The 24013-nt window shown below is 47.8% G+C and carries 22 protein-coding genes; 9 read left to right on the top strand and 13 right to left on the bottom strand.

The annotated features are described in order from the left end of the window. Positions 1 to 27: 27 nt before the first annotated feature. On the bottom strand, positions 28 to 2787 hold the full coding sequence (locus MKA69_RS12090; RefSeq protein WP_305848129.1) for a pitrilysin family protein: 2760 nt from the start codon (positions 2785 to 2787) through the stop codon (positions 28 to 30). A 226-nt stretch (positions 2788 to 3013) separates the two neighbouring features. On the opposite strand from MKA69_RS12090, the gene MKA69_RS12085 reads away from it, so the two are divergent. Continuing rightward, positions 3014 to 3700 carry a hypothetical protein gene (locus tag MKA69_RS12085; protein ID WP_305848128.1) on the top strand — a complete coding sequence of 229 codons (687 nt, stop codon included), beginning with the start codon at positions 3014 to 3016 and terminating at the stop codon, positions 3698 to 3700. A 114-nt stretch (positions 3701 to 3814) separates the two neighbouring features. Further along, complete coding sequence (locus MKA69_RS12080; RefSeq protein ID WP_000366103.1) at positions 3815 to 4015, top strand: DUF4250 domain-containing protein; 201 nt, start codon at positions 3815 to 3817, stop codon at positions 4013 to 4015. Between the two features lie 6 nt (positions 4016 to 4021). On the opposite strand, the gene metR is transcribed toward MKA69_RS12080, so the two are convergent. Beyond that, on the bottom strand, positions 4022 to 4939 hold the full coding sequence (gene metR, locus MKA69_RS12075; RefSeq protein ID WP_305848127.1) for an HTH-type transcriptional regulator MetR: 918 nt from the start codon (positions 4937 to 4939) through the stop codon (positions 4022 to 4024). A gap of 396 nt (positions 4940 to 5335) precedes the next feature. On the opposite strand from metR, the gene metE reads away from it, so the two are divergent. Continuing rightward, positions 5336 to 7621: a 5-methyltetrahydropteroyltriglutamate--homocysteine S-methyltransferase gene (gene metE, locus MKA69_RS12070; RefSeq protein WP_305848126.1), complete on the top strand. Its 2286-nt coding sequence runs from the start codon at positions 5336 to 5338 to the stop codon at positions 7619 to 7621. Positions 7622 to 7699: 78 nt separating this feature from the next. On the opposite strand, the gene MKA69_RS12065 is transcribed toward metE, so the two are convergent. The 9 genes from MKA69_RS12065 to MKA69_RS12025 form a co-directional block, all read right to left on the bottom strand. Beyond that, positions 7700 to 8098 (bottom strand): GspS/AspS pilotin family protein, encoded by a 399-nt coding sequence (locus tag MKA69_RS12065; protein ID WP_055027700.1) that lies wholly within the window; start codon positions 8096 to 8098, stop codon positions 7700 to 7702. A 1-nt stretch (position 8099) separates the two neighbouring features. Continuing rightward, the gene (locus MKA69_RS12060; protein WP_000270408.1) at positions 8100 to 8396 is read right to left on the bottom strand and encodes a YciI family protein; all 297 of its coding nucleotides are present in this window, start codon (positions 8394 to 8396) and stop codon (positions 8100 to 8102) included. 123 nt (positions 8397 to 8519) lie between these two features. Next, entirely contained in the window at positions 8520 to 8939 is a 420-nt protein-coding gene (gene yciA / locus MKA69_RS12055) for an acyl-CoA thioester hydrolase YciA (protein ID WP_055027698.1), read from the bottom strand. 109 nt (positions 8940 to 9048) lie between these two features. After that, positions 9049 to 9594: a septation protein A gene (locus MKA69_RS12050; protein WP_000811593.1), complete on the bottom strand. Its 546-nt coding sequence runs from the start codon at positions 9592 to 9594 to the stop codon at positions 9049 to 9051. A gap of 128 nt (positions 9595 to 9722) precedes the next feature. Further along, on the bottom strand, positions 9723 to 11600 hold the full coding sequence (locus MKA69_RS12045; protein WP_305848125.1) for an EAL domain-containing protein: 1878 nt from the start codon (positions 11598 to 11600) through the stop codon (positions 9723 to 9725). A gap of 185 nt (positions 11601 to 11785) precedes the next feature. Beyond that, positions 11786 to 12013: a hypothetical protein gene (locus MKA69_RS12040; RefSeq protein ID WP_000422993.1), complete on the bottom strand. Its 228-nt coding sequence runs from the start codon at positions 12011 to 12013 to the stop codon at positions 11786 to 11788. Between the two features lie 83 nt (positions 12014 to 12096). Further along, positions 12097 to 12735 carry a YdcF family protein gene (locus tag MKA69_RS12035; protein WP_305848124.1) on the bottom strand — a complete coding sequence of 213 codons (639 nt, stop codon included), beginning with the start codon at positions 12733 to 12735 and terminating at the stop codon, positions 12097 to 12099. Next, positions 12728 to 13558: an NAD(P)H-binding protein gene (locus MKA69_RS12030; RefSeq protein ID WP_305848123.1), complete on the bottom strand. Its 831-nt coding sequence runs from the start codon at positions 13556 to 13558 to the stop codon at positions 12728 to 12730. Before MKA69_RS12030 ends, MKA69_RS12035 begins: the two co-directional genes overlap by 8 nt. A 106-nt stretch (positions 13559 to 13664) precedes the next feature. After that, positions 13665 to 13898 (bottom strand): TIGR02647 family protein, encoded by a 234-nt coding sequence (locus MKA69_RS12025; protein WP_095456889.1) that lies wholly within the window; start codon positions 13896 to 13898, stop codon positions 13665 to 13667. Positions 13899 to 14182: 284 nt separating this feature from the next. Between MKA69_RS12025 and focA the strand changes: the two genes are divergently transcribed. Further along, positions 14183 to 15025 (top strand): formate transporter FocA, encoded by an 843-nt coding sequence (gene focA, locus MKA69_RS12020; RefSeq protein ID WP_000349974.1) that lies wholly within the window; start codon positions 14183 to 14185, stop codon positions 15023 to 15025. A gap of 43 nt (positions 15026 to 15068) precedes the next feature. Here focA and MKA69_RS12015 read toward each other — a convergent pair whose 3' ends face one another. Beyond that, positions 15069 to 15368 carry a hypothetical protein gene (locus MKA69_RS12015; protein ID WP_305848122.1) on the bottom strand — a complete coding sequence of 100 codons (300 nt, stop codon included), beginning with the start codon at positions 15366 to 15368 and terminating at the stop codon, positions 15069 to 15071. A 280-nt stretch (positions 15369 to 15648) separates the two neighbouring features. Here MKA69_RS12015 and torE point away from each other — a divergent pair, with 280 nt between their 5' ends. The 4 genes from torE to MKA69_RS11995 all read left to right on the top strand — a co-directional run bounded on the left by torE (position 15649) and on the right by MKA69_RS11995 (position 21471). Further along, on the top strand, positions 15649 to 15831 hold the full coding sequence (gene torE, locus MKA69_RS12010) for a trimethylamine N-oxide reductase system protein TorE (RefSeq protein ID WP_001286134.1): 183 nt from the start codon (positions 15649 to 15651) through the stop codon (positions 15829 to 15831). Between the two features lie 44 nt (positions 15832 to 15875). Next, positions 15876 to 17060 carry a pentaheme c-type cytochrome TorC gene (torC, locus tag MKA69_RS12005; RefSeq protein WP_305848121.1) on the top strand — a complete coding sequence of 395 codons (1185 nt, stop codon included), beginning with the start codon at positions 15876 to 15878 and terminating at the stop codon, positions 17058 to 17060. Positions 17061 to 17083: 23 nt separating this feature from the next. After that, on the top strand, positions 17084 to 19546 hold the full coding sequence (torA, locus tag MKA69_RS12000; RefSeq protein WP_305848120.1) for a trimethylamine-N-oxide reductase TorA: 2463 nt from the start codon (positions 17084 to 17086) through the stop codon (positions 19544 to 19546). A gap of 188 nt (positions 19547 to 19734) precedes the next feature. Continuing rightward, a complete protein-coding gene (locus tag MKA69_RS11995) occupies positions 19735 to 21471 on the top strand; it encodes a glycoside hydrolase family 36 protein (protein WP_305848119.1) in 1737 nt (578 codons plus the stop codon). A 97-nt stretch (positions 21472 to 21568) separates the two neighbouring features. Here the strand turns inward: MKA69_RS11995 and rsgA are convergent, their stop codons facing one another. Further along, positions 21569 to 22630, bottom strand: a complete 1062-nt coding sequence (gene rsgA, locus MKA69_RS11990) for a ribosome small subunit-dependent GTPase A (RefSeq protein WP_032470044.1) — start codon at positions 22628 to 22630, stop codon at positions 21569 to 21571. Between the two features lie 421 nt (positions 22631 to 23051). On the opposite strand from rsgA, the gene MKA69_RS11985 reads away from it, so the two are divergent. Continuing rightward, positions 23052 to 23957, top strand: coding sequence for a manganese-dependent inorganic pyrophosphatase (locus MKA69_RS11985; RefSeq protein WP_305848118.1), 906 nt, complete (start codon positions 23052 to 23054; stop codon positions 23955 to 23957). Positions 23958 to 24013 lie beyond the last annotated feature (56 nt).

Here is a 24013-nt window from a genome sequence, read left to right as displayed (position 1 = left end):
ATTGAATAAGTCAGTCGCCTAATGTAGTTACTGTGCTTTAGGTTTAAAAATCACTTCTTGTTGAGTCGCTTGTTGGCCGAATAGCTGTTTAATGCGTTGGTTAACGTCATCCAGTGTGATGGATTGTGTTACCGCCTCAATCTTGTAAGTCGCTTCAATCCCGTATTGATGAATCGCGTAGCGTTGCATGAAAAAGGCTTGCTGTGCTGGGCTTTTGTAAAGCGGTTTCATGTCGATCAGAAACTTCTGTGTCACCACCTCCAACTCTTGCTGAGAGGCTCCTTTCACAAGCTCTTGTACCACATCGTGCATCACATCCGCGACTTGCTGCTGATTTTTCGGATCAACTAACGCAGAGAAAATCCAATCATTGAGTGGTTCACCATCCACGGAATAAGACACCACTTGAGGTGTGTAGTCTAAACTTTTGTGCTCGCGTACTTCGGCCAGCATGCGCTGGGTTGCAATCCGCTGCACTATATCGTCAATGAACACCAGTTTGGCGTCACGAGATGGGGTTTCAGAGAGAATACGCAGCGCATATTGAGTGGCGTTTTCATTATTCAGTGCCAATTCTAAGCGTGGAGCGACCGGTTTGATCAATTGGTTGGTCATCACGGGAAGGGGCCCTTTTGCCAGTGGCAAGCTAGCAATGTATTGGCGTAACAAAGGAGTGAGTTGGGAATGTTCAATATTTGCCACCACCACCAAGGTGTTATTACGCTGTTCGCCAAACAGGATCTGATGCACTTGTTCAACTTGTTGCTCCGTCACTTGAGAAACTTGCTCTGGCGTGCGTAAACGATAACGGCTGCCTGCAATAAAGCTTTGGTCGGTAACGGCGCGGAAGAAAGAACCAAAAGGTGAGGCAAAGTAGGCGTTACGGTTCTGGGTAAACTCGTTTTTCACTGCCTCCATTTGTTCTGGGTTCACTTTCATTGTGGTGATCAGCATATGCAGCGCTTCAAGCAGTTCAGGTAATTCCTGAGTTTTGCTGGTCGCTTCAATCCCGTGACTGGTTGCCCCGATATAGTTGTAAAACCCAATATTTTTTTGACGCAAATAGCGCTCAAACTGCGATCCACTCAATTCCCCCAAGCCACTGCGTACAGCAATAAAAGGCACAATTTCTGCGGCAGGGAGTAAATCTGATGGTAAGGCGGCTTGTCCACCGGCACTGGAATATTCTAAATACACCTGATCTTTTGCTTCAGGATTGCGCAAATAGTAAACCTCAATACCGTTGTCAAGTTGCCAGTAAGTGACAGGCGGCTCTTCATTTATATCGAGCTGCTGAACAATCTCGCCAGCGACGGTTTGCAACTTGAACGGGCTGTCCACTTGAGGATCGATCGGTTCAATGCCAGGTAATGCGAGTGTTTTTCGTAACTGCGGCAGCGTATTGTTCAGCATTGCCACGTCTTCGTTGGCCGCGGCACCAATCACTAATACGCTGTGCTGACGCAGTTGTTGCTCAATATGCTGATTGATGTTCTTGCGTTGTGCCGCGTTCAAGAACGCATTCAAACTGGCTTTATAATCGAGCTCAGACTGTATTGGTTCGTTGGCTCCAATCGCAAAGACTCTCTGGTTTGCATGCTCAACCGGTGTCATTGATGCGCGATTGTCTTGCAGGTAGGTCAAACTTTCACGATAACCGCGCAAGACAATGTCGAGCTCATTTTGAGTAACACCATAATCACGGAGTGAAGCGAGCGTGTCTAATAGTATGCCTTGTACTTTCTCTCTCTGTTCGCTGGCAAAGGCCACACTGATGATGGAATAGCGTTGATCTTCAATCACATAGCGAGTGGAATAGATGCCCGCCGTAGCTTGTGCTGCATCACTGAATGCAGCATTTAAGCGCGCTTGTATGAGTTGTTCCGTGACATCATCACGCCAAAATTCTTGCTGCTCAGCGAAATCAGTGATGGCGACGTGACCTTGAGGAAAAACCAGAGTCAAGCTAGGAGATTCTCCAGCAATGATTGGTGTCACAAGATCTTGTCGGTTTTGTGGATGATCATAAATCGATGCCGGAGGGGTAGTGTTCCCGGTTGCCCAAGTGGAGAAATATTTCTCCACCCATTGTTGGCCTTGTTCAAGGGTAAAATTACCAGTGATGACTAACTCGGTTAGCTGAGGTTGATACCACTGTTCATAAAATGCACTTAAACTGGCTGGTGTAGCGGCTTGCACTAATTCACGCGTGCCGAGGGGATCATGCTCAGCGTAGGAAGTGCCTTGGATCATGTGTTGGTAAAATTGTTGATTGATATTGAGGTTTTCCGTTCGCGATGCGCGGAACTCTCCCAATATTACCCCTTTCTCTTTTTCTACTTCATCCGCATCAAAATTCAGACCATCGGCGATATCAGCAAACCACAGCAGTGCTTTATCGATGTTTTGCGAGTTGGGTAGATCGAGCTGATAAACGGTGCGATCATAGCCAGTAAAAGCGTTAAAATCCGCACCGAATTGTGCGCCGCTTTGCTCAAACATGCGGATCACATCATTGTGTTGATAATGTCGGGTTCCGTTGAAAGCCATATGCTCGACGAAATGGGCGTAACCCGCTTGCTCTGCTGTCTCTTGCATGGAGCCTGCATGTACATACAAACGAATCGAAACTTCTTGTTCCGTATCTGGGTAAAGATGATAGATAAGACCATTCGGGAGTGTTTGGGTAACCCAGCGTTGATCAGGCTGTAATGGACGATGGATTTGCTGTACGGCACAACCGGCAAGCAAAACGCATAATATGCCAACTAAGTATTTATTCTTCATATAAGCCTCTGATTATAGTTAGGATTGAACTATAACGCATTGTGATGCTTTGTCGCCCCGCTTTTGCTTGAGGCGCTGAACTTTTAATCAATTTGCGATCTGGTCTGAGTAGTCAGTGTCACATTTCTCTTTTCTAAGAGAAGGAAATTGACGTATCGCCACTTGGGGTTCTTGATTTAGGTTTGCTATTATCGGCGGCTTCGACAGCTCTCTGGTTTGGCACACTATGCTTTATTCTCTGATTTCGGTATTCGCTCCTATGTTATTGGGCGCGCAAATCATTTTGACTCTGGTGTTGGTCAAGGGCGAAATATGCCCTGGGCAACGTGGACGTATTCATAAGGTACTGCCTGCATTGGCCGTATTGTGGCTCGCTATTGCTTCGATCAAAATTGAAGCCTTTATGGTGGTGTTTGCGCTGTTTTACTTTTATTCACAAGTACAGACCAAAAAGACCCGTGAAGAAGGCCCGTTATGGGTATTGTATTTAGCCAATGGTTTGGCATTAGCGTATGTGGGGATTTTGATCAGTGAAGCGCCAGCATGGCCAGCGTCACTCACTATCTTTGTGTCGATTTTTCTGCTTGGCGCGATGTTCGGACATCTATTACTGACGCTGGCGCGCTCTCGGCTACAAGCCTTTCACCGCATTTTGCCTGTGGTAAGTATTGTGTCTGCTATGCTGACGGCATTATGTCTCTTGCCTTATATTTCAGGGCTGAGTGAGCAACAGCTTCAAGCACTGGTGATGCCGATCCTAGTGAGCTTTGGTTTATTGATTGCTGGGGTTGTCGTCTGGTGCTGGCATTTGATCTCCGGTAAAACGGTGAACAAATGGCAACTGGTGGCCGCTGAGATTTTGGTTCTGTCATCGGCAACCGGTTTGCACGGCCTCTACCAGATCCCACTTTAATTTTGCTCACTGCGATGGGTTGCACAGATCACTTTTCGTTCCCCAAATAGCGACTATGCTTGATGGAATGGGGCAGCAAATGCTGCAGGTGGACATTCAATCAGGAGTGATGTGATGGATCTGAGCAACGTACGAAACATCGATAGCGTGATTTTGCTAGGCATCGTCAATGAAAAACTGCGTTTGGAATGTGACAGTCTGGATGAGTTGATCAGCACGTATGAAATGGATATTGAACATCTGGTGGGTAAGTTAGACGTACTGGGTTATCAATACGATCCCCTTACCAACCAGTTTAAAGCCTACGCACGCTAATCGTTTCTATACCGAAGCCATCTTGATCCCATCAAGGTGGCTTTTGCATTGTTGGCGTGCGGTGGCGAAAAAGGCTTGTAAGTAGCGTTTGTCTTTTTCGCTATGGCGAGTGGCGGCAAAAAGCCTACGCCATAAGCCTTTGCCTAATGGTTTACTGGTAATTAATCCTTGGCGTGAAAACTCGCTGATTGCCCAATTCGGTAGCGCCGCAACGCCTAATCCTGCCGACACCATTTGTACCAGCATCAAGGTATTGTCGGCTTGCTTCCAGCGTGCGGGCTCAACGCCTGCGGGTTGCAAAAAGTGCTTCACCACATCCAATCTTTGCTTTTGCACCGGATAGGTGAGCATGGTTTGATCGATCAAATCTTGGGGTTCAATACCGGCTTTGTCTGCCAACGGGTGGTTGGTGGCGGTGATAAGGCGCATTTCAAAATCAAACAGCGGCTCATAATGCACTTCTGAGCGCGGCAAAATATCTGAGGTGATCACCAGATCCAATTCCCCCGCTAACAGCGCGGGTAGAGGCTCAAACCCAAAGCCGGATGAAAAATCCAGCGCCACATTTGGCCAGCTGACCTGATATTCGCGCAGGGCGGGCATTAGCCATTGAAAGCAGGAATGGCACTCAATCGCCATGTGCAGGCGTCCATTCACATCTTCTTTAAGGCTCGCCAGTTCATTCTCGGCGCGCGACATCTTAGGCAAAATATCGTCCGCCAAACGCAGCAAAATTTCGCCTTCGGTGGTAAAACGCACTGGGCGTGTTTTACGCAAAAAAAGCTGCCCGCCAATTCGCGCTTCCAAGTCTTTAATCTGATGCGAGAGCGCAGACTGGGTGAGATGCAACGAGGTCGCGGTGGCGGTCAGTGAACCGGTATCGCGTAGCGAGATCAGCGTTTTCAAATGTTTCAGCTCTATCATGAACTCTCCTCACTTATCCCTAAGCCAACATGAATTTTTAGCTAAGTTACGCCGATTTTTCGGAGCTGTAAACATCTAGATGGCTATAACCTTCCTGCTTGAAGCCGCAGCGGTGTTGGCTACATTCGTTCACCCCAATCACATAGTGTGTCTATGCTCATGGGGATGAACTCACTTGCCGCCTACCTGCAACTCCAAGCAGTTTGGTTATAAATAGTAAAGGTAAATTGATAATCGCCAGTGCCAACATGAAGATTACTCATAAACAAGTTGAATAAATGAACCTTGTCCTCAACGGCGTACAACGAGATAGTTTAGCCATCCAGACATCTTTCGATGTGCTGAATTGGCTTAAGAACTTCTACGACCTATTAAGAACAGACAAAGGATTTTCACATGACAACGACACACATTCTTGGTTATCCCCGCATTGGCGAAAAACGCGAACTTAAATTTGCTCTTGAAAAATACTGGCGTGGTGAGATTGACCAAGCGGCTTTGAAACAGGTCGGCAGCCAAATTCGCCAACAAAACTGGGCATTGCAAAAAGAAGCCGGATTAGACTTTGTGACCGCGGGTGACTTTGCTTGGTACGACCACGTACTCACCACCACACTATTACTGGGCCATGTGCCTAAGCGCCATAGCCACGGTTTTCCGGATTTAGATACGCTGTTTCGCGTCGGTCGTGGTCAGTCACAGAATGCCTGTGGTTGCGGAGCGGGCAGCGCAGCATCGGATATGACCAAGTGGTTCAACACCAACTATCACTATATCGTGCCGGAGTTCAGCTCTCACGACACGTTTAATGTGAGCTGGCCACAACTGTTTGAAGAGGTTAATGAAGCGCTGCAAGCGGGTCACGATGTAAAACCTGTGCTGCTTGGCCCCATCAGTTACCTGTATTTAGGTAAAGAAGTGGAAGAAGGGTTTGATCGTTTAACGTTGTTGCCACGTCTCTTGACCGCTTACCAAGCGATTCTGAGCAAGCTGGCGAAGCAAGGCGTGCAGTGGGTACAAATCGATGAGCCTGTTCTGGCTTTAGAGTTAGAACCACGTTGGCAAGATTCATTTAAACTGGCTTATCAAGTGATTCGTGGTGACGTAAAACTGCTGCTGACCACTTACTTTGATTCAGTGTTAGACACGCTTGATAAGATAGTCGAACTGCCTGTCGATGGTTTGCATGTGGATATTTCGGCGGCTCCAGCGCAGCTAGATATCATAGTTAACCGCTTGCCGTCTGATTGGGTGCTTTCTGCGGGTGTGATCAATGGCCGTAACGTATGGCGTGCCGATTTGAGTGCCATTCTGGCTCGTTTGCAGCCAGTGAAAACCTTGCTGGGTGAGCGTTTGTGGATCGCCAGTTCCTGTTCACTGCTGCACAGCCCAGTCGATCTGGATCTGGAAGGCGATCTGAGCGCAGAAACCCGCAGTTGGTTTGCGTTTGCCAAGCAGAAAGTGACCGAAGTCGCCTTGCTCGGCCGTGCTCTGGGGGGGGATGCCGCCGCAATTTTAGCGTGTGATACCTACAGCCAGCCAATTGTTGCGCGCAAATCTTCTCACACGGTGAATAAGGCTTCTGTGCAAGCGCGCATCAACAATATTACGGCGGCATTGGCAGAGCGGAGTGCGCCATATATTGAGCGTGCTCATCACCAAGCAGAAGTATTGGGTCTGCCTTTCTTGCCGACCACGACCATCGGCTCTTTCCCACAAACAGGAGAGATCCGTACTGAGCGTAGTGCGTATCGCCAAGGCAAGCTGAGCGAGCAAGAGTATGTGCAAGCACTGAAAGGTCATATTGCTGATGCGGTTAAACGCCAAGAAGCACTAGGGTTAGATGTGCTGGTGCACGGTGAAGCGGAACGTAACGACATGGTGGAATACTTTGCTGAAAACCTCGCCGGTTTCCAAACCACGCAGTTTGGTTGGGTGCAGAGTTACGGTTCACGCTGCGTAAAACCTGCGATTGTGGTGGCGGATATCGAACGTGAAAAACCGATCACGGTGGAGTGGTCAACTTACGCGCAATCTCTGACCTCTAAGCAGATGAAAGGGATGTTGACGGGGCCTGTGACCATTCTATGCTGGACCTTCCCACGTGAAGACATCAGTCGCCAAGAGATTGCTCAGCAATTAGCGTTGGCACTGCGTGATGAAGTGGCGGATCTGCAAGATGCAGGCATCAATATTATTCAAATTGATGAACCAGCGATTCGTGAAGGTTTACCACTGAAAAAACGCGATCATCAAACCTATTTAGATTGGGCAGTGCAAGCGTTTAAGATTTCCGCGGGTAGCGCGCGTCCGGAAACGCAAATTCATACCCATATGTGTTACAGCGAATTCAACGAGATCATCGAATCGGTTGCGGCACTGGATGCCGACGTGATCACCATTGAAACATCGCGCTCCAACATGGAACTGCTCAAAGCGTTTGAAGAGTTTAACTACCCGAACGAAATTGGCCCAGGCGTGTACGACATTCACTCACCGAACATTCCTGCACAAACATGGATTGAAGATCTGCTGCGCAAAGCAGCAGAAAAAATCCCAGCACAGCGTTTGTGGGTCAACCCAGATTGCGGTCTAAAAACCCGCAACTGGCCAGAAGTGGAAGCAGCACTGACCAACATGGTGAACGCAGCGAAATCGCTGCGTAGCGAATGGCAAGCGTAATTTCGCTTTCATTAAAAACAGTAAAGGCCTCATCAAGAGGCCTTTATTTTTACGCGCACACATTGTGTGTTCAGGGGCTTAGCCCTTAGTGCAGGTTTCTTTTGTGACCAACTGATCGACCATCAACTGACCACGAGTATTGCGCATTTGGATTCGGTAGCTGATCCCAACATCGAGGTTCGCTCCAATGTCTTTATTGGTACAAAAGGTTTTTAATGCACTTTGTAGCACCTGCTCGGTGGGTTTGGCATTTTTCGCATCGGCGTTGTATACCATCATTAGCTCAATGCTACTGCCTTTCGCTGTTGCACGTAAAATGTTCAGCGGACCAAACTCTAGAGGCAGCTCAGTCGAGAGTAAGCTGGCTCGATTTCCTGCTAATAACTCTAGGTTGCGCTCTTTCTCTGCTGAGCCAGAGCTGCAGCCGACGAAAAGAAGAGTCGATGCGATCAAACTGCTCAGGACAATATTTTTCATATCAGAATACTTTTTTGAAAGGTTTAACAATCACATTAGCGTATACGCCGGCTGCCACATAAGGGTCAGCATTAGCCCACGCTTGTGCTTCTGTCAGTGATGCAAAATCGGCAATTACAGTCGAGCCAGTGAAACCCGCTTGCCCGGGATTATCTGAATCAATGGCTGGCATTGGGCCTGCGGTGAGCAGACGACCTTCATCCTGCAGCTGTTGTAAACGCTCAAGATGCTTTGGGCGTACGCTAAGGCGCTTTTCTAAAGAATTTTCAACATCCTGCGCAAAAATGACATACCACATACATTTCCTTCCTTATCTACTGACTATAACCCTGCCAACTTACCGCCTACCAATCACATCAAGACGTTTCGCTATAAACGCAAAGTCAATACTCTACGCAAGTCAGTGGTGAAACACAGCTTATCAAGATGATTTCTGTGATCCGTTGCTTAGGCTTATCGCTCTTGGGCGGCCATTGGCATCAATCGCGACGTAGTTAAAGGTTGCTTCACAGACTTGGAAACGATCACCCACACCATCTTCTTTGACCGGTTTCACCCAGACTTCAAGATTGATTGACATCGAAGTTCGGCCAATTTTAGTACATTCGCCGTAACAGCATACGACATCACCGACTTTGACCGGTTTTTTAAAAGTGATACTTGAGACCGAAACGGTCACGATCCGTCCACAGGAGATCTCTTTGGCAAGGATGCCACCGGCTAAGTCGAGCTGAGACATGATCCAGCCACCAAAAATATCACCATTGGCGTTAGTGTCGGCAGGCATTGCCAGCGTGCGCAGCAGAAGCTGGCCTTTCGGAGAATTCACAATTTGACCCATTTGGTTATCCACAGCAAACGAAACAGCGACCGAATACGGTCGCTGTGGATGAGGGGCGGATTATAACCACAAATCAGTCAAGGGATCACCCCTTTGCAACCAGTGGAATTTACTGGTTTTTCTCTTTTTGTTCTTTAGGAAGGTGTTTATAGATGTATCCGCCAGTCAGTAGTGTAAAGACTAACGTTGCGGCAAGCAGACCAAAGACTTTAAAGTTGACCCACACATCGAGAGGGAGGTGGTAAGCAATGTACAGGTTGAGCGCGGCGCAGAGGCTGAAAAAACCAACCCACGCCCAAGTGATGGTAGACCATGCCGCCTCAGGCAGTGTCAGCTCTTTGCCCAACATACTTTTGATGGCCGATTTACCCATGAGATGACTCACCGTGAGGCCTAGTGCGAACACCACGTAGACAATGGTGACTTTCCACTTAATGAAGTTGTCATCATGCAGTGCGAGCGTCATACCACCAAACAGGGCGACCATCACAAATGTGATGAGCTGCATTTTTTCTACTTTTTTATAGATGGCGTAAGTGACGATCACTTGTACGGCTGTCGCGGCAATCAGAGCGCCCGTAGCAACGTAAATATCGTAGAACTTATATAAGGCGAAAAAAATGATGAGCGGGATAAAGTCGAGCAGTTGTTTCATTTTGGGTACGTCCAGTCAAATGATTGGCGACAGTCTAACGAAAGTCGCCTCAGAGCTGAATAGCCAATCTGCATTCGCTAGAAATTAACTGCGTTTGCAGTGTTACTGTGACGTGGGTTGATCGCGGCTTAGACCAACAGTTGGGTAAAATCATCGGCCGGAATCGCTTTGCCATACAGGTACCCTTGAGCAAATGTACACCCCTCTGTGCGCACGAAATCGGCTTGATAATCTTTTTCTACCCCTTCTGCAATGACCGCCATGTTGAGTTTATGCGCCATCGCAATAATCGCGCGGGTTAGCTCACGGTTTTGCTCGTTGTATTCCAACTGATTAATGAAGCTACGATCGATTTTTAAGGTATCAAACGAGTATTTCTGTAAGTAACTTAATGAGGAGTAACCTGTTCCGAAGTCATCCAGTGAAATGCTGATGCCTTGTTGGCGAAGTTGGGCTAAAGCACTTTGTGCGTAATGCTCATCTTGTAACAAAATGCCTTCTGTCAGTTCGAGCTCAATGGTGCCAGGAGGGAGTTGATAGAGCGTCATCATGTCTTTGAGGTACTCGACAAATCGCTGCTCACGAAATTGAATTGGCGAAATGTTAATGGCAATTTTGAACGGCGATGTGGTTAATTTGCACCATTCTGCGGCTTTTCTGAGGGCTTGATGAAGAACGAAATAGCCAATCTCAATAATTTGCCCATTACTTTCTGCCAAAGGAATGAATCGATCGGGCGCGATATTCCCCAGTTGTGGGTTATGCCAGCGCAATAAGGCCTCGGCTCCAATCACTTTACCATTCTGCTTTAAATCAACGATGGGTTGGAAATGCACGGCAAGCTCACCAAGACGCAATGCGTGCAGCAGATGGGATTCAAGTTGTAAGCGTTCTTCGGTGGCTTTTTGTGTCGCCAAATTGAAGAAGGAGACTTGTATACCTTCTTTTTTGGCCCAACTCATGGCTGAACTTGCTCGTTGAATGAAACTGAGTGAGTCGGTGGCATCCATTGGAGCGAGCGTTACGCCTAAATGGCACTGTAGAGTAATATTCAAGTTGTTGGTGTTAAAAGGCATAGTGCATGCTTGAACAACCCGATTGATCACTTTTTTGGTTTCATTTTGGCTACGTTTATGGCGCGCTGTTAGAACGAACTCTGAGCCGACGATTCGAGCCAATAGCCAGTTTTCTGGCAGATTATGGCTCAAGCGCTGGCAGAGTGCGGATAGAATTTGGTCACCGACTTGGTAGCCATAACTGTCGTTCACCGATTTAAAGTTACGCAGACTAAAATAAATGAGTGTGATCTGCTGGTCATCGGCAATGTTGATGAGTTGAGGCTGCAAACGCTCCGTGAGGGTGACTCGATTGGGCAGTTTGGTGAGTGGATCAAAATGACGGTGGAATTCGACGAAATCTTCCGCCACCGTGCGTTGTTCAATCTCTTTGAGCAATTTGGTACTTAAATCGGCTAACGTTTGGGTACGTTCAGCGACTTTCATTTCCAGTTCTTGATTGAGTTTTCGTAACTCGGCTTTGTGATACAAGGTTTCGAGCTGCCCTTCAATCGCAGATTGAAAGCGTGACAGCAATGAATGGACACGATCATCAAAATGCCGCTCTTGGCTATCCAAGATACAGATGGTGCCAAATGGGGTGTCATCAGGCCAAAATACAGGTAATCCGCAGTAACAGATCATCCCCAATTTGATATCGGGATTGTTTTCCCAGTCAGGATCGGCAAGGGCGTTGGGTACATCCAACATGCGTTTTTCTTTAATGACGGTTTCACAATAGAGACCGTGACCAAGAGAATCCTTTGCTTTGGGTTTATAGGGATTACCCGCAGTTCGGCTACTGGTGAAAACCTCGATATCACTCTCATGAATACGCATGATAAGCGAGGCGGGGCATTGCGTGATCTCCGCAATCAGATCGACGATCTCTTGCCAAGAATCCAACATGCTTGGTGGAACAATGATTTGTTGAGTATCGATAGGCGGCATGGTTTGTTCAACCTTATGGGTGACCTAATCAGTGCTGACGTGATTAATAGTAATAATGATAGTTATCAGTATAGATGACGAATCATAGCGCACTGCAAGGTATTGAGCAAAAATGCGTCAATACCTTCGAGTTTGGTCATGCACCTCTCGGGTGAACCGTGGAGTGAGCGGGCTGTTCTTTGCGGTTAGCGCAGAGGGTGAGCGTTAAAATCGACTAAGTAACCTTCATTCTTTAAGGCTTGTAAGGTCGAGGTTAATTCATCATCCGACATGGTTAAGCAACTGGATTTCCCCGTCATGCCATACAAGGTTTGTTGATAGTCGAGCGCGGAGTAGTAACCCATACGATCCTCAAGTAGTTCACGCATACCCATGTGAATCAGGTCGTAACAGTGGTGACGTTGCAATTCCATAATCAGACTCCTTTCTTGCTATTCGGAAAACGGAGGTCGCTCCAAGATTGATATTAAGCAAATGCGATGCCAACTCATCGCATTTATGGGGTAAATTTAAAGGGCAATAGGGTTTGATACGCCAACGTAACGGGCTCTGGAATCGGCTGCTTGATTTGAAACCCAAGATCAGGATAGTCACGAATACGTTCAAAATCACCTAACATGGCGTTGAGCACAAAATCGCTCGTGAGTTCGGAGGTTAAATAGTCAAAAAAACCACCACTAGGAGACGTGACTTGCACGCTTTCTACGCTTTCAGGCCATTGTTGCAGGAACGTCGCGTAAGCCCTTCTCTCCATATAAGGCTTTTGTAGCAACAAAATGCGTTGTGCAGGGTGGGCTTGCTGGGTTAACACTTGGTGGCTGAAAAGCATATTCTCACCACTGTTGGTGGATTGTGTTTCAAGCAATAACGCTTCTTCTGGTACGCCTGCTTCCTTGGCGATAGCCGCAAACGTTTCGGCTTCAGTTTGTTCGAATACACCTTGCGTAAAGCGACCAAGTCCACCTGAGAAAAGCACACGAGGGGCAAGACCTTGGTGGTAGAGTTTTGCCGCATGTTCTGCCACGCGGAGATCATTGCTGCCCAAAACCAAGATAACATCGGCAGGTTTGGGTTGTTGATGAAGTTGCAAATAATCCCACAGCATTTCGATGTGTTGATACAAGTGCTTACTCATAACCTTGTACAGCCTCTAATGTATGAGTGAAGTGGAAGTGATAACCCGCTGCCAATAATTTGTCACACAAGATAAGTTTATCGGCTTTATCTGTGATTGCGGGAAGAGAAAGAGAGCTCCCAACCGCTTGGAGGGCGGCTTGATAGAATTCCGCTTTGCTGACCGTTGTTGGTGTTGTTGCATTAATAATCGTGCGTGGCAGTTGTTGTAGCGCAAAATGCACAATATTCATCGCATCGGAAAGATGCAGCATATTGGCGGGCGCAAGCCGGCTGACGTGAGGCATTTTGCTAACAAAGCGGGCAGGGTGGCGATGAGGGCCAATCAACCCACTGCATCGCACAATGGTGTAATCCAATCCTGAGGTAACCACGTGTTGCTCAGCTTTGAGTAGAACGCGTGCTTTACTATCAAATGCTGCGTTATCCAGCGCGAGAGCTAATGAGGCATCTTGCTCATTCATCGGTTTGGCAATATCAGGATAAACCGAGGTTGAGCTGATCATGATGATTTTTTGAATATGGGCTTGTTTGGCTTGCCACACTAGCGTTTGCCAATGCTTGGGATAATCTTCTCCGTGGCCTTGTCGAAAGCCGGGAGGGAAGCAGCCAATCAGGGTATCGCACTCTCTATCGCGCAACGCTTGGCTCAATCCATCGGGTCGATCTAATTGGCAGAGAAAACTGTCTATACCTTGTTGCTGTGTGGTTGCAACACCTTGTGCGGTAGTGCGTGTGGCGTATACGGTATGACCTTGTTGTTTAAGCCATTGTGCGAGCGGTAAACCTAGCCAGCCAGCCCCAATCACGGCTACTCGTTGCATGCGCTTTCCTCTAATCCTTTCGAGTGTCTAATACCCGTTACCGTAACACAGGTGTATGAGGGGTAGAAAGGCAATGAGCGCTGTACAGCGCTCATTGTAAGGACAGTTAGGCGTTTAATACACGCAAGACGCGATCCGCGTGCTCGGCGATTTCGATGCCTTCATCGGTGAGGTAACCGCCATCAGGCTGGGTACACAACCCTTTGTTATACAAGCGTACTACTGCAGCTTGCATCGCTTCAGTGGCTTCGTGGTGCACTTTGATGCCGGTCGCTGCGCTGCTTAAATCAAATTGCAGGAGTAGATTAAGCTCATCGATATGCTGTTGAGTGAATTTCATGGGCGTTACCTTTTCAAGCTGTTGTTGCCGCCACAATAGGCTGCCGGAAGACAACACGCAACGTTGTACAAGCAGAACTGTTATCTTCACCCGATCTGGCGTTTTTTTCAGCGCCTAAAGCCAAGGGAAAAGGCGGCTAAGAGGACAACATATCGGGGGATGGCACTGCGACAGCTCTCGATCTAAACATTTTTCGTAAACATGAAAAATAGCCCTTGAACAAAAGAGGAAATAGAGCGATTATCCGCCACCTCTTCTGTTGTGTGTCAAAATGTAACAAGCTCATGGATCATAACCAATTCGATTCCCTTCTCCCTCCGCAAATGGCTGAACGTGCGGCCATTACTGGTGAAGGTAAAGCCAAAAAAGCCGCGTATAAATCATTCTTGCTTGCGATCTCCGCAGGTATTCAAATCGGTATTGCGTTTGTGTTTTACACCGTGGTGACCACAGGGGCGCATGATATGCCTTACGGTGTCACCAAACTGCTGGGTGGCATGGCCTTCAGCCTCGGTTTGATTCTGGTGGTGATTACCGGTGGTGAATTATTCACCAGTTCGGTGCTCATCCTAGTGGCGAAAGCGAGTGGCAAAATTTCGTGGAAAGAACTGGTACGGAACTGGACTGTGGTCTATTTCGGTAACTTGTGTGGTTCGATAATCCTAGTATTGATTATGTTAGCGACTCGCCAGTTCATGGAAGATGGTGGCCAACTTGGTCTCAACGCGATGGCGATTTCTCAGCACAAGCTGCACCATACGTTTTTGCAGGCTTTTGCTCTTGGATTGATGTGTAACATTCTCGTGTGTTTAGCGGTATGGATGACCTTTAGTGCGCGTTCGCTGACGGATAAAGTCATGGTACTGATTCTGCCTGTGGCTATGTTTGTGTCGGCAGGCTTTGAGCACTGTATTGCTAACATGTTCCAAGTGCCAATGGCGATTGGTATAAAGTATTTCGCACCAGACAGTTTCTGGGCGATGACTGGTGCGAATATCGCCAACTATGCGGATCTCAACTTTGTTAACTTCATCGTCAATAACCTCATTCCAGTGACTTTAGGTAATATTGTTGGGGGTGGTGTGTTTGTGGGTATGTGGTATTGGTTGATTTACCTTAAAGACTGATTTTATTGCTGAAAATTAGCTGTTTCTGAAAAGTCCCTGAGTTTTACTCGGGGATTTTTTTATGTGTCGGAAAGTAAGCGATGTCAGTGGGGGGCTTCTCGCCTTCTCGGTGCAAAGGCTTTTGGAACGTGATGGCCTTATCCACATTTTCTGTGGATAACTCAGAGTAAACTGCGTGTGTAACCTTGCCTTGCAGAAATATCTTAAAAATCTTGCACATTGGTTGTGCACTTGCGCTTTGTTGGGGCGTAATGGAAAGCCAAGGGGGATTGGCGGTTGGAGTATTGGCGAGAGACATCAGGGGGAACGGTTGCCCGCAAATGTCTTGTTCACCTAGCATCATGTCATCGTTCTTTAGCTCGGCTTGTTGTGATTTTGTTTCTATTTCACATAAGTGAAACAATATTAATTTGTCACAACCGTTCATATTTTTTCACGTCGTTTTTTATTCGATCACATCTCCGTTCTAACTCAAAAAACTATGGAATAACAAGGCCTGTGAGGCGTTTTTCGATTGAACCACAATAAAGCTATGGTCTAACATTTGCGTCAATCAATCCTGTTTGACGTTCATTGTAATCATCTGGATCGGCAAAAATTCTTGCGAAGATATAGGCAAATGTATGAGTGATGTTAAAAAAGCTGAAGGCGGTGAAAAACGCTCTCTGGAGTGGAAGTCATTCCTCTTCATCACAGTGGTTCTCTTTCCCATTTTAAGCGTCGCGTTTGTAGGTGGGTATGGATTTATCGTGTGGATGCTGCAGATGTTTGTGTTTGGCCCTCCGGGCGCACACGGCGGTTTTTAATCCGCAGGTTTACGACTGAATTCGATAATTAAGAGACAATGAAGATGAAATCGTTAATTTTGAAAATGTGGCGCACCATGACGCGTCCAGCAGTACACATTAGCTTGGGTGTACTGACGCTCGGTGGCTTTATCGCTGGGGTGATTTTCTGGGGTGGTTTTAACACCGCATTGGAAGCCACCAATACGGAAGAGTTCTGTGTTAGCTGCCACACCATGCGTGACAACGTATACCAAGAGCTACAAACCACAGTGCACTGGAAAAACCACTCTGGCGTACGTGCGACTTGTCCTGATTGCCATGTTCCCCATGAATGGACGGCAAAAATCGCGCGTAAGATGCAAGCCTCGAAAGAAGTCTTTGCGCAAATCTTTGGTGATCTAGACACGCCTGAAAAATTTGAAGAGCGCCGGATTGAGTTGGCCAAACATGAGTGGGATCGCTTCGCTGCCAACAAATCCCTTGAGTGTAAAAACTGCCATAACTACGAATCGATGGATTTTGACCAAATGTCCGCGACGGCACGCATCCAAATGAAGCAAGCGGCTGAGCGCGATCAAAGCTGTATCGACTGCCACAAGGGCATTGCGCATAACTTGCCGAAAAACATGGAGAGCTCAAGTGGCTTGATTGGTGAGTTGGAGGGCATGGCATCGAACACCAAATACTCAAATGGTGGAACTTTGGTCAGCGTGCGTTTCCTCCCTGTGTATGAAGATGAGCAAGGTAAAGTTGAAGCGGGTCTACTCAACCCAGCTTCTGAAGTGAAAGTGTTAGCCGAAAAAGGCGACATGATGCAAGTTGAAATTGATGGTTGGCGTAAATCGAAAGGTTTTGGCCGTGTGATTCAAGAAGATTTCGGTATGAACATTGCGGTAGCTTCACTTCTGAAAGATGCCGCCATGTCGGATGCGATTGTGACCACGGGCGAGCAGAAAGTTGATGATTTGACTGGTTTGCCATGGGAACAAGTCAGCGCGAAAGTGTGGATGAAAAAAGAAGCCATGCTGAGTGACATCAACCCTATTTGGGAAAAAGCGCGTGAAGCATACCAAACCAACTGTTCTGTCTGTCATACCCAACCGGATGAAGCACACTTTGATGCCAACACTTGGCCTGGCATGTTCGACGGTATGTTGGCATTCGTTAACTTCGATACCGACAGTGAAGCGCTGGTACTGAAGTACCTGCAAAAACACTCTTCAGATTTCGCTGAAGGCCATCACTAAGCAACGTCATACGGAGTCATAACATGGCGATTACACGAAGAAGTTTTCTGAAAGGTGTCGCAACCACCAGTGCGGCGTCGATTATTGGCCCAAGCCTACTGACCTCAGTTTCTGCCCAAGCGGCAGAAACCACAGGAACTTGGAAAGTCTCTGGTTCTCACTGGGGCGCCTTCCGCGCCCACATCTACGGCGGTAAGGTACAAGAGCTGAAAGCGTTGGAGTTGGATACCCACCCAACGGAAATGTTGAACGGCATTCAAGGCATTCTGTACAGCCCATCTCGCGTGCGTTACCCAATGGTGCGCCTCGATTGGTTGAAAAAACACAAATACAGCGCAGAAACCCGTGGTAACAACCGTTTTATCCGTGTGACTTGGGATGAAGCGATGGACCTGTTCTACCGTGAATTAGAGCGTGTTCAGAAGCAATACGGCCCTTGGGCACTGCACGCAGGCCAAACGGGTTGGAACCAAACCGGTGCTTTCCACAACTGTACCGCGATGATGCAGCGCGCTGTGGGTATGCATGGTAACTACATCACCAAAGTTGGGGATTACTCGACTGGTGCTGGCCAAACCATCATGCCTTATGTACTGGGCTCGACCGAAGTTTACGCGCAAGGTACCTCTTGGAGCGAGATTTTAGACAACTCGGACAACATCATCTTGTGGGCAAACGATCCAGTGAAAAATCTGCAAGTGGGTTGGAACTGTGAAACGCACCAGTCTTTCGGCTATCTCGATCAATTAAAAGAGAAAGTCGCGAAAGGCGAGATCAACGTGGTTTCCGTTGACCCAGTGAAGAATAAGACACAGCGTTTCTTGCAAAATGATCACCTGTACATCAACCCACAAACGGATGTGGCGTTTATGTTGGCCGTTGCGCATGTGCTGTATACCGAAAATCTGTACGACAAGAAGTTTATTGAAACTTACTGCTTGGGCTTTGAAGAGTTCATCCCTTACGTATTGGGTAAGAGCAAAGATAAGGTTGAGAAAACCCCTGAGTGGGCGGCGAAAATTTGTGGCGTGAAGCCAGAGTCCATTCGCGATTTCGCCCATATGTTGGTGAAAGGGCGTACTCAGTTGCTGTTTGGTTGGTGTATCCAACGTCAAGAGCATGGTGAGCAACCTTATTGGATGGGCGCGGTACTGGCGGCGATGATTGGTCAAATTGGCCTGCCGGGCGGCGGTATTTCTTATGGTCACCACTATTCAGGCATCGGCGTACCGTCAACTGGTTTTGCGGGACCTGGCGGATTCCCACGTAACCTTGACCAAGGTGCGAAGCCAAAGTGGGATAACAATGACTTCAACGGCTACAGCAGCACGATTCCGGTCGCCCGCTGGATTGATGCGATTCTTGAGCCGGGTAAGAAGATCAACCACAACGGTAACACGGTGACGTTGCCGGGCTTCAAAATGATGGTGATTTCCGGTTGTAACCCATGGCATCACCACCAAGACCGCAACAAGATGAAGCGTGCATTCCAGAAGCTGGAAACTGTGGTGACGATTGATTTCAGCTGGACGGCAACGTGCCGCTTCTCTGACATCGTACTGCCAGCTTGTACCCAGTGGGAACGTAACGACATCGACTCTTACGGCTCATACTCAGGTAAAGGCCTGATTGCGATGCATCGTTTGGTTGACCCGTTGTTCCAGTCACGCACTGACTTTGAAATCATGACTGAGCTGACTCGTCGTTTTGGCCGTGAAAAAGAGTACACCCGCGGTATGGATGAAATGGAGTGGGTACGCTCACTGTATGACGAATGTAAGAAAGCCAACGATGGCAAGTTTGCGATGCCGGAATTCGATGAGTTCTGGGAAAAAGGCTTCCTTGATTTTGGTACGGGTACGCCTTGGGTTCGTCATGCGGATTTCCGTAAAGATCCTGAGATCAACGCGCTTGGCACGCCTTCTGGTTTTATCGAAATTACATCACGTAAGATCGGTCGCTACGGTTATGAACATTGCCAAGAACACCCTATGTGGTTCGAGAAAACCGAACGTTCACACGGTGGTCCTGGCTCTGAGAAATACCCGTTCTGGCTGCAATCATGCCACCCAGACAAGCGTCTGCACTCACAAATGTGTGAAGCTGAAGCGTTCCGTGCCACTTACGCGGTGCAAGGTCGTGAACCTGTTTACATCAACCCAATTGATGCAAAAGCGAAAGGCATTAAACAGGGTGATTTGGTGCGTGTGTTTAACGACCGTGGGCAGCTATTGGCGGGCGCGGTGCTAAGTGACAGCTATCCACGTGGCGTGATCCGTATCGAAGAGGGTGCTTGGTATGGCCCGCTGACAGAAAAAGTCGGTGCGATCTGTACTTATGGCGATCCCAATACACTGACGCTGGATCTGGGAACGTCAGAGCTGGCGCAAGCCACTTCGGCGAATACCTGTATCGTGGAATTCGAGAAATTCCGTGGTGAAGTTCCACCCGTGACATCATTCGGTGGCCCAATCGAAGTCATCTAATCGTCTCTTTAACGCAAAATGCGCGTTATCCCTCAAGCCAGCGTTCATCGCTGGCTTTTTTCTTCTCTTTTATCAGTAAATCCGCTTAATCTGTCGCCAATCAAACCTGTGGATCACGTAAAACGTGAAACATCTAACGTCATGCGTGGATGTTTACGCCGACACTCAGGGCAAAAAGGAGAGAGTCAATGAGCCACTTAAGACTCGCTAATGGGCGAGAGATCCTAGCGCAGCAAGCTGATATTGAACTGGAGATTGCGGACAATGAGCTTTCTGCACAGTATATCGGGTTACATAACCGTCCTTTTGAGCGCCGTTATCCGCTATTTAGCACGGTGTTGGATGTCGAGTCAGATGCGCGCTTGGTCGGTGATGGTTTCCAAATGCTCTCACAAGCCTCTGGAACGCTGAGCCAAATTCAAGAAGTTGGGCGTTGTCCTGATAACAACCTCAGTTACCGCATTTACCCGCATGATGCGCCGAAGCGTTTTTACAACACATTGATGATAGAAGCCGCTGGCCGTTATCTATTATTTGGTTTCACCTCGTGCCAACGTTTTGCCGGTTTTTTTGAAGTGCATCGTCACCCGCAACACTGGATACTGAGTGCTTTTATCGATGGCGAAGAGAGCCGCCCGCAAGACTGGGTCACCAACCAACTGGAATCGGTGATCTGCTTAGAAGGCGAGTCTATGTCGGAGCTTTATCAAGCCTATGCAGAGGCGATCTCGCGCCATCATCCGCCAAGACCCCATATCAAAGATCCCGCACCAATGGGGTGGTGTTCTTGGTATGCCTATTATGCCGAAGTCACTGAGCAAGACATTAAAGACAATGTTGCGGTACTCGCAGAGCGTCATCCAGAGCTGGAATGGGTGCTATTGGATGATGGCTATCAAGCGTTTATGGGCGATTGGCTTACACCCTCACAAAAATTCCCCAGTGGCATTCAACAAGTGATTGTCGATATTCGTGCGCAGGGCAAAAAGCCCGCCATTTGGCTCGCGCCTTTTATCGCTGAAGCGGATTCGGCGGTCTTTCGTCAGCATCCTGACTGGTTTGTGAAAAATGCCGCAGGTGAGCCACTCAAAGCCGAAGAGATCACTTATGGCGGTTGGCGTTGCACGCCTTGGTATGTGCTGGATGGTTCGCACCCCGATGTGCAAGAGCATTTGACCCAAGTGGTCAAAACCTTGCGTGAAGAGTGGGGCGTTGAGCTGTTTAAGCTGGATGCCAACTATTGGGGAACGCTACAAGGCCAGCGTTTTCAATCCGGTATCACGGGGATCGAAGCGTACCGAATGGGCATGCAAGCGATAGCCGAAGGGGCCGGTGATGCATGGTTGCTCGGTTGTAATGCGCCGATGTGGCCATCACTGGGTTTGGTGGATGCAATGCGGGTGTCGGACGATGTGGAGCGTAATGCCGATCGTTTTTGTCAAATGGCTCGCGAAACCTTGATGCGCAGTTGGCAACACAGACAGCTGTGGCAAATTGATCCTGATTGCTTAACGTTAACCCCGTTACCAAACCAAAGTGCCGATCGTACCAGCTACGAATTCCATCGTAATTTGCTGCTCGCCAGCGGTGGTTTGTTATTGTCTGGCGACCCTTTGCCAAAACTTACTCCGTTTGCCAAACAGAGCCTTAAGCGCTTACTCAAGCGTTTTCAATATAGCCAGAAATCCGCCAAGCTGACTTCGCTGAGTTTACGCCATGCTTTTTTGCCACTGACCGATAAAAATGACCTGCATTGCTTGTTTAATTTTCAAGGCAAGGAACAGGAGTTTACTTTGGTCGCCAACCATCCAGTACAGTGGTATGACTATTGGAGTGGTGAGCTGCTGAGCAGTGAGCCAAGCAAATTATTGGTCGTCAATTTGGCGAAAGGGTTGCAGAGCCGAGCCATTTTGACGGTAGGTTAGCGGTGATTAAATCAAGCGTAAGGTTTGAAAACGCCGCCTTTACCTATCCAAAATGAGCAACCCTCATTCGGGCAGGCAGAGGCGGTGTCAGTTGAGGTTAATAATTGCTTTTGAGTTTTTGCTTATCACTTAGTACATGGCGGCACATTTTCCCAAACTGCTTCATTCTACTTCGTTGCTCCGCCAGTGTGGCGGAGTTATAAGCCTGCTCTCGCAGTAACTTGAAATAGTTTTGTAAGCGTCTTGCTTCCAAAGTGCCATTGTCTATCGCTTGCTGAACGGCACATCCCGGCTCAGTCTGATGTTGGCAATCTTTAAAACGGCAGTGTAACGCTAAGGTTTCAATGTCTGAAAACGTCTCGCTAACCCCTTCGCCACAGTCGACAAGTTGGAGCTCACGCATTCCCGGTGTATCGATGATCAATGCACCTTCCGGGATCATGTGAACCGAACGCGCGGTGGTGGTATGGCGGCCTTTACTGTCATCTTCACGGATCCCACCGGTGAGTTGGGTTTCGCTCCCAAGCAAGGTATTAGTCAGTGTTGATTTACCAACCCCAGAAGAACCAATAAATGCGACGGTTCTGCCTTTTGTACACCACGGGCGTAATGCTTCTACACTGGTTGGTTCGAGAGCATTGACTGCCGCGACCCAAAGCGTGGCACTGAGCTTTTGAACTTGCGCGATATTTTGATCTGCCTGTTCAGATAAATCGGCTTTCGTGAGTATCACCACAGGTTCGATGTGCGCTTCTTTAGCGATGCTCAGATAGCGTTCAATACGGCTGAGGTTAAAGTCATCATTGAGCGAGCAGACGATGAACAAAGTATCAACATTGGTCGCGATCAACTGTTCCGCCACTTTACTGCCCGCCGCTTTTCGACTCAGTTCACTTTGACGCTCAAGTAGGCGTTTAAATTGCTGCTGTTCATCCAGCAAAACCCAATCGCCCACCGTCATTTTCGGTTGAGCGTGATGAATGGCGAGATGGATTTGCCCTTGTTCACTGCAAAGTTGATAGCCACTACGATGATGAGCGATGACGCGACAGATTTGCGTATTCTCGTAATCTTCGAGCGTCAGTTGTTGTTGAAAAAAAGGTTTCCAGCCAAGTTGCGTTAACGTGTAAGGCTGAAAAGAAGTCATTGTGTTGTTCATTGCGAATTTTCCCGGTGCGAGAAAGCACCCACTAAATCATAGTTTCAGGGTTTAATTCGTTGATTAAATAGAATTACCCCAGTTTGACTGGGCAAATGGAGAAGGGAAGGGAGAAGTCGCGTAGTGCGATAATAGAATTGAAAACGGACTTTCCGTTAACCCAACCATGCCCTTTGAATTTGGTTAGTGACAATCATCAGAAATCCTCCAGTTAATGATAGAAACTGCGCGATTATACGTTGTATGACCAAAAGAGCAAACGTAGAGGCGACTTTCGATAGCAAAGTCACATGAGATTCGAGACTTACAGATGGAAGAAAAAGGTTTTTTTGATTTAGCTCCATGAAGAAAATATTAAATTAAGTAGAGTGCACCCTTTGTTTACGCCAGCTTGATGGCAAAAGAGAAAATAGGTAACAGGATGATTTTAGTTGTTGGTCATAAGAACCCAGACAGTGACAGTATTTGTAGTGCATTAGTGGCAGCCGAGCTTTTAAAAGCGCGTGGTTTGGAAGCGAAAGCGGTTCGCCAAGGTGAGATTAACCGTGAAACTCAACATATTCTCAATGTCGCAGGTGTTGAACAACCTGAATTGTGCACCAGTGTTGCCGGTGAGCAAGTTTGGCTGGTGGATTATACTGACTTAGCACAAGCGCCAGATGACCTAAATCAGGCAGAGATCCTTGGTATTGTCGATCACCACCGTTTAGGGGATGTGATGACGGTGAATCCTCTGGAAGCGTGGATTTGGCCTGTCGGTTGCACCAGCACCATTTTGTTCAACCTGTTCAAAATGGAAAACGCAGCAATCACTCGTCCAATGGCACTATTGATGATTTCTGCCATTCTGTCTGACACCGTAGGTTTTGCTTCTCCAACCTGTACTCAAAAAGACCGAGACGCCGTTGCTGAGTTGGCGGTATTGGCCGGAATTACCGATCTGGAAGGCTTTATTAAAGCATTGTTGATTGCCAAAACCGATATTGAAGGTTTAAGCGCAGCGCAACTGGTCGAGAAAGATCTCAAAGCATACCCATTCAATGGCCGTGATTTGGTGGTGGGTCAGGTTGAACTGGCTACGCTAGAGCAAGTGGCAGACATGATTGATGCCTTAGAGGCAGATCTGCAACGTCGTTGTGATGAGGAATCATTGGCTCTTGCAGCGCTGATGCTGACCGATATCACGACGGCACAAACCCGCCTGCTGTTTAAAGGCGAATGGTCAGAAAAACTGGCTAAACATGAAAAAGAGGGTGTGCTGATGATGGAAAACACCCTAAGCCGTAAGAAACAAGGTTGGCCTTGGCTGCAAACGGAACTGGCTTGATCGCCACTTCGCGGTTAACATTCTCCTTAAGCAACGCTCACGCTAGTATGCCGTGG

The organism is Vibrio sp. AH4, assembly GCF_030710545.1.
GTDB classification, from domain to species: domain Bacteria; phylum Pseudomonadota; class Gammaproteobacteria; order Enterobacterales; family Vibrionaceae; genus Vibrio; species Vibrio metoecus.
Note: the sequence above shows the minus strand (reverse complement) of the source record. Positions and strands in the feature narration are given on the sequence as shown.